The sequence below is a fragment of the Acidiplasma aeolicum genome, assembly GCF_001402945.1.
Taxonomy (GTDB): Archaea; Thermoplasmatota; Thermoplasmata; order Thermoplasmatales; family Thermoplasmataceae; genus Acidiplasma; species Acidiplasma aeolicum.
In genome coordinates this window covers 1-5,439 of sequence record NZ_LKBG01000009.1, presented here as the reverse complement: position 1 = coordinate 5,439, position 5,439 = coordinate 1, and the positions used below count along the sequence as shown (strand labels likewise).

General features: G+C 33.0%; 5 protein-coding genes. 2 read left to right on the top strand and 3 right to left on the bottom strand.

Annotation, left to right across the window (positions count from 1 at the left end; translation table 11 throughout):
- Positions 1 to 363 precede the first annotated feature (363 nt).
- Both AOG54_RS00605 and AOG54_RS00600 read left to right on the top strand, forming a co-directional pair.
- Complete coding sequence (locus AOG54_RS00605) at positions 364 to 1,215, top strand: fumarylacetoacetate hydrolase family protein (RefSeq protein WP_048101369.1); 852 nt, start codon at positions 364 to 366, stop codon at positions 1,213 to 1,215.
- A 61-nt stretch (positions 1,216 to 1,276) separates the two neighbouring features.
- On the top strand, positions 1,277 to 2,182 hold the full coding sequence (locus AOG54_RS00600; protein ID WP_048101199.1) for a cyclase family protein: 906 nt from the start codon (positions 1,277 to 1,279) through the stop codon (positions 2,180 to 2,182).
- Positions 2,183 to 2,184: 2 nt separating this feature from the next.
- Here the strand turns inward: AOG54_RS00600 and AOG54_RS00595 are convergent, their stop codons facing one another.
- The 3 genes from AOG54_RS00595 to AOG54_RS00585 are packed head-to-tail and all read right to left on the bottom strand — an operon-like array spanning position 2,185 to position 5,272.
- A complete protein-coding gene (locus AOG54_RS00595; RefSeq protein ID WP_055032266.1) occupies positions 2,185 to 3,231 on the bottom strand; it encodes a thiamine pyrophosphate-dependent enzyme in 1,047 nt (348 codons plus the stop codon).
- Between the two features lie 9 nt (positions 3,232 to 3,240).
- Complete coding sequence (locus AOG54_RS00590) at positions 3,241 to 3,774, bottom strand: thiamine pyrophosphate-binding protein (RefSeq protein WP_055032265.1); 534 nt, start codon at positions 3,772 to 3,774, stop codon at positions 3,241 to 3,243.
- 40 nt (positions 3,775 to 3,814) lie between these two features.
- Complete coding sequence (locus AOG54_RS00585; RefSeq protein WP_055032264.1) at positions 3,815 to 5,272, bottom strand: MFS transporter; 1,458 nt, start codon at positions 5,270 to 5,272, stop codon at positions 3,815 to 3,817.
- Positions 5,273 to 5,439 lie beyond the last annotated feature (167 nt).

The window sequence follows — 5,439 nt, the reverse complement described above, 5'->3', positions numbered from 1 at the left end:
ATTTATTTATAGCTTTTATATGATGTTTTCACAATTTCTTTATATTAATTTTTCATTTAGGTTTAATTATATATTAATAGTGATGATAATAATTAATATACAATAATAGTGACTTTATAATTATACAGATATGCTTAGTATCACTTACCTAAATATCAGATTATAAAGAATGATGTTTATTAGACATTATACCCGTATCAATAAAATTTCATACATTGTATAATAATGTTAAAAGATCTCATAATGGGGATCACTTATATGAATATAAAGTACACAAAAATTATTCTGGGTATTGATAATAAGTTAATAACATTATATATAAGGTACAGAAATATTTATTTACTAACATCTTTTTTCTTAATCATGTTAATTGGAATTGCAATGGTAAAAGGGAAAGCTGCTATCGTTTTTAATGATGCTAAAAAGTTCTATTATGATGATTTATCCATATATGATAAATGTATAACTGAAAAACCTGAACTTTTTTTTAAATATCTAAAAACTTATAAGTCTCATGACTTAATAGAAATTAATGAACCTGAAAACTATATGCCACCATCACCCGTTGAGAGAGTATATTTGCCTGCAATAAATTTTAAATCCCACTCTTCAGAATCATCAATGACGCAGATATCATCACCATATTTTTTTCAAAAATTTAAAACTAGTATAGTGCCACATAAAGGAATAGCATATATACCAAAGAATGTAAGTAAATTTGATTATGAGGGTGAAATAGCCATTGTAATTGGTGGAAAAGGAAAATATTTATCAAAGGCAGATGCAAAATCTGTGATTTTTGGTTTTAGTATAGTTAATGACCTAAGCATCAGAGATTACCAGATGGTAGAATATCCCAGATATGGTAAAAACTGGGTTCTTGGAAAATCTGAGGATTATGGTTTACCATATGGCCCATTTATTTTGCCTATAGAGGATGCAGGTGAATTATATTTTGAAATTAAGACCTATGTTAATAACGAACTTAGACAGGATGGAAATACTAATGATATGATATTTTCTATGGATGAATTAATAAGTGAAATAAGCAAAATAACCATGCTCAGGCCAGGAGATATAATTACAACTGGAACACCTGCGGGTGTAGCAGTTCATAATTCAAAGGTATTTTTAAAGGATGGGGATAAGGTAAGAGTAAATGTGTCTAAAATAGGTACACTGGAAACTTTGATAAAAAATGAAAAAAGCTTATAGTTTTGTGTACTTTTATTTAGTTATTGCATAAAATTTTTAAATTATTATTCCATATTCTTATATGGAATGGTTTGAAGAAGATAATCCTAATTTGTCATCAAAATTTGGTGAAAATGATGAGCTTGGCAATTTAAACTATATAAACTCCACAAAGATATTAAATAGTTTTAAACTAATTAAAAAAGGTAAAGTATACAATCTATCCCATGTTATATTTAATGGTATGGCAGATAGATTAACCCATGGACCATATTTCTTTGATATACTTCTAAGGGTTTATGATAATGACTATTACAAAACTTATAAGAATAAATATGGTGCATCTCTTGGCAGAATAGAGATGTGTGATCATACTGGAACGCATCTGGATTCTTTAAATCATATGGCACATAATAATAAGTTTTTTAATAATATAGATGCCTATGAAAATACGACAAATCTGGGCTCAAAAAAATTGGGCATGGAAAAAACAATTCCAATAATAACAAAAGGTATTATGGTTGACGTTGCAGCCATGCATAAAAAAGATAAGTTGGAACCAGGATATGCTATCACAAAGGAAGAAACTGAAGATTTTTTAAATAGCCATGGCATAAAATTAGAGCAGGGAGATGCCATATTTTTTTATACTGGTTTATCCAAGCTATTTCAAAATCCCAAAGAGTATGATAAATATTATGATTCATCTCCTGGAATAGGATACGAACTTGCAAAATTTCTGGCAGGGAAAGATATTTCAGTATCAGGGTCTGACACCCCTTCCAGTGAGGTGACGCCGCCTGAATTAAAAAATACAAGGCTTCCTGTGCACCAATATCTAATAGCAAAATCAGGTATAAGACTTATAGATAATATAAAACTGGATGAACTAAGCAGGGATAAAATCTATGAATTCGCATTCATTTGCTCACCATTACTAATAAAAGGTGCCACAGCATCTCCAGTATCTCCACTTGCTATAGTATAATTTTATCTTGTTTTATCAACCTTGCACTGCAATACAACAGGTTTTTTCTCCTTTTTAAGAATATTTATCCCCTTTTTAATACCCTCATCAATTTCATCAGGTCTTTCAATTATTATGTTCTCCCCTCCAAATATTTTAATCACGTCCCCGTAGTTGTAGTCTTTTAAATCGGCACCGGGAAATTTATTTATTTTCCATGCATGACTGTTTTTAAATACATCCTTTACGGATTCAGCAGAAGCAAGCCATTGTGAATTGTCAAAAATTATGCATAATACAGGGAAATCCTTTGCTGCATATCCAAATGCAGTGGGAACTCCAAAAATGAATGAACCATCACCAACAGCCGCAATAGTATCAATACCTGTGGCTATTTTATACCCCACTGCTGCTCCCATGGCCCAACCAAGATAACCCGCATCTGGAATGCTAAAATATGATGAAAATTTGTTAGGTAAGCTATACTTTGGATTTACCTGATAGTCTGTAAATACCGGCATGTCTAATTTACCTATTTTCCATGAAAGATATCTGGGGTTTATAGTATTCTCCTTTGATAATCTTTGAATTTCCTCATTTTTAGAGCGGTTCTGTAATTCCCTAATTTCCCTTACTTTATTTTTTCTCTCTTCTATTATGCCTTTTTCTATTTTTGGTTTAAGGGAATTAAGTATTAATGAGATATCGCCCCTTAAAATAATGTCTGAATCAATACCAAGATATGGAATATTATTATATAGGGGCTCAGTATCAATTGTTATTATTTTACAATTAACATCATTATATCTGGGAAAATAGGGAATCCCGTTTTCTATATTTAAAATTAAATCAACATCTTCAAGATTATATTCATCCACCGCCATAGGCATATTAGAAGGGTAATTCAAAACTTCACCGGCATAATTAATTACAGGTATTGCATATTCATTGGCAAAGTTTATTATGGAGTAAAACCATTCCAGCCTTCTACCAGACCTCCATGGAATAATAACTGGATTTTTTGAATCCTCTATCATTTTTTCAGCTTTCTTTAAATCATTATAAAACATATAACTCACCTATAAAGCCTCATCTATAGTTATTTCACGTGGAATGCTTATATATACAGGACCTGCAGGCTCTTCTTCTGCTATCCTTATGGCCCTTTTTAATGTTTGAATTACCTGCGACCTGTCACGAATTTCAAATTCAAATTTAACCCACTGCCGCACCATTTCACCCTGATCTTTTGCTTCCTGACCCCAATGTATTCTTAAATTCCTTGATGCATCCCCTTTCAGCGTATTTGGGCTCCGGCCCGCTATAATGAGTAATGGTCTTCTTGCAGAATATGCATTCATAATTATACCTATAGAGTTGGCAGTTCCTGGGGTTGTATGAATAAATGCCACACCAATTTTACTTGACATGGAATACCCTAGTGCTGCAGAAACAGCTGTAATTTCATGTGGAATAACAATAATATTGGGGAAATCACCCCCTTTTGAATATTCTTCTATGAATGACGCATAATCAGTCCCGGATACCATAAAAATATCATTAATGCCTGAACTTTTCAGGAATTCTAAAATTTTTTTTGTATATGAAACCATAAAATAAAATGCTTTTATTTTATTTATTTATTGTTCAAATTTATGGTGATATCTCATCCATTCTCGCCCTGTTTGTCTTAACACCGAATCTGGCTATTGCCGATGGTATGAAGAGAAATACTGCAATCATTATAAAAATGATTACCGGAGATACGCTTAATAATAACAGGTAGGCAACAAGAAGAACACCTGCACCACCTCCTATGTGACCAACACCATCAACAAAGGCGAAACCAGTTGTTCTTGATCTGGCTGGAAAATTTTCAGTTGTCCATACCTCTATTACAGGAACCCAGATGTTGAATCCACAAAATGCTATTATTGCCCCCAGAGCAGAAAGAAAGAATGTTTTTCCACTAAATGCAATCATAAGTCCTCCAATTAACGTTATTGTTGCGCCTATGGGGAGCCACTCCCTCCTATGTAGGTGCTCACCAAAATAGGTAGGTATAATGGCTGCTGCAATAAAACCAAATGAGCCTACAGCAACAACAAATCCTCCTCCCGCATATGTATACCCTATGGATCCGAGTATTCCTGTAAATCCGGCAGCAAGTATATAAACTGCCATATAGCCTATAAACCAAATAAATAGAAGCATCACAAGTCTTTTTAAGTACATTCTATTACCCAAAATTTCCCGATATGGAGATGCATTAGGAACAACATTTACATTTATATTGTCAAGAATTTTTATGTCCTTACCAGTTCTCTTTTTAATTCTTTCCATCATATTATTTACTATATTGTCTGCCTCCTTTATTCTACCCTTGGATACAAGCCATCTTGGAGATTCTGGCAGTTCAAATCTAAGTAAGACACCAATAAGCCCTAAAACGGCACCAACAACATACATTAATCTCCATCCAATTACCCCACCAAATTTACCTGGGCCACCTATTGCAAAAGGCAGTCCCAATGGTATAGGGGCTGCGGGAGTTGTAAGATAAAGCCCCAACCACACGGCAGTAATCGAACCAAGTGCAGCAAATAAAAAAATAATGGAACCGTAAGCAGCCCTCTTGCCTATTGGTGAAACCTCACTAACATAGGTATAGACTATTGCTATATCGGCACCTATACCAAGTCCTGTTATAAACCTGGCTGCTGAAAATTCAATAAAGTTTTGGGTAAATACGGTGATTAAGGAGCCTATTGCAGCCAGTGACATGGTAATTAACAGCATATCCCTCCTTCCATATTTATCTGAAAGTGGGCTTAGTATTAGGGTTCCAATGGCATATCCTATTAATTGTATAAGTGTGGCATAGCCCAGTAATTCTTCTATGTAAGAAAACTTAGGACCTGTAATTGAAAGTGTATTTGGTATTATTTCAACGGCGGTTTGCACAAAGGAAACGTTTATATTAAATATATCATAAAACGTAAAAAAATAGCCCACACCAAGAATTCCAATAAAGATATATGATAGGCTCCATCCTGGAAGCGAGTCGAGTTTACTTATAACTTTTTTGGGGTCTATACTGTCATCAACCATAAAAACATTAAATGACTTCACTATTTAAATTTTATTGTGAGATATAATTATATTATAATCTTTCATGTAGTATTTGATTGTAATAATTTATACCAAGATTTTTCAGTCAAAGAAAGGTTTTATAAAGATTACATAAAAAATCAATTCTGTCAGTAAAAATTCAGATC

Bases quoted from the DNA above. Each gene is read 5' to 3' on its own strand.
- AOG54_RS00605 (WP_048101369.1), top strand. From the start codon at position 364: ATGTTAATTGGAATTGCAATGGTAAAAGGGAAAGCTGCTATCGTTTTT.
- AOG54_RS00600 (WP_048101199.1), top strand. From the start codon at position 1,277: ATGGAATGGTTTGAAGAAGATAATCCTAATTTGTCATCAAAATTTGGT.
- AOG54_RS00595 (WP_055032266.1), bottom strand. From the start codon at position 3,231: ATGTTTTATAATGATTTAAAGAAAGCTGAAAAAATGATAGAGGATTCA.
- AOG54_RS00590 (WP_055032265.1), bottom strand. From the start codon at position 3,774: ATGGTTTCATATACAAAAAAAATTTTAGAATTCCTGAAAAGTTCAGGC.
- AOG54_RS00585 (WP_055032264.1), bottom strand. From the start codon at position 5,272: ATGGTTGATGACAGTATAGACCCCAAAAAAGTTATAAGTAAACTCGAC.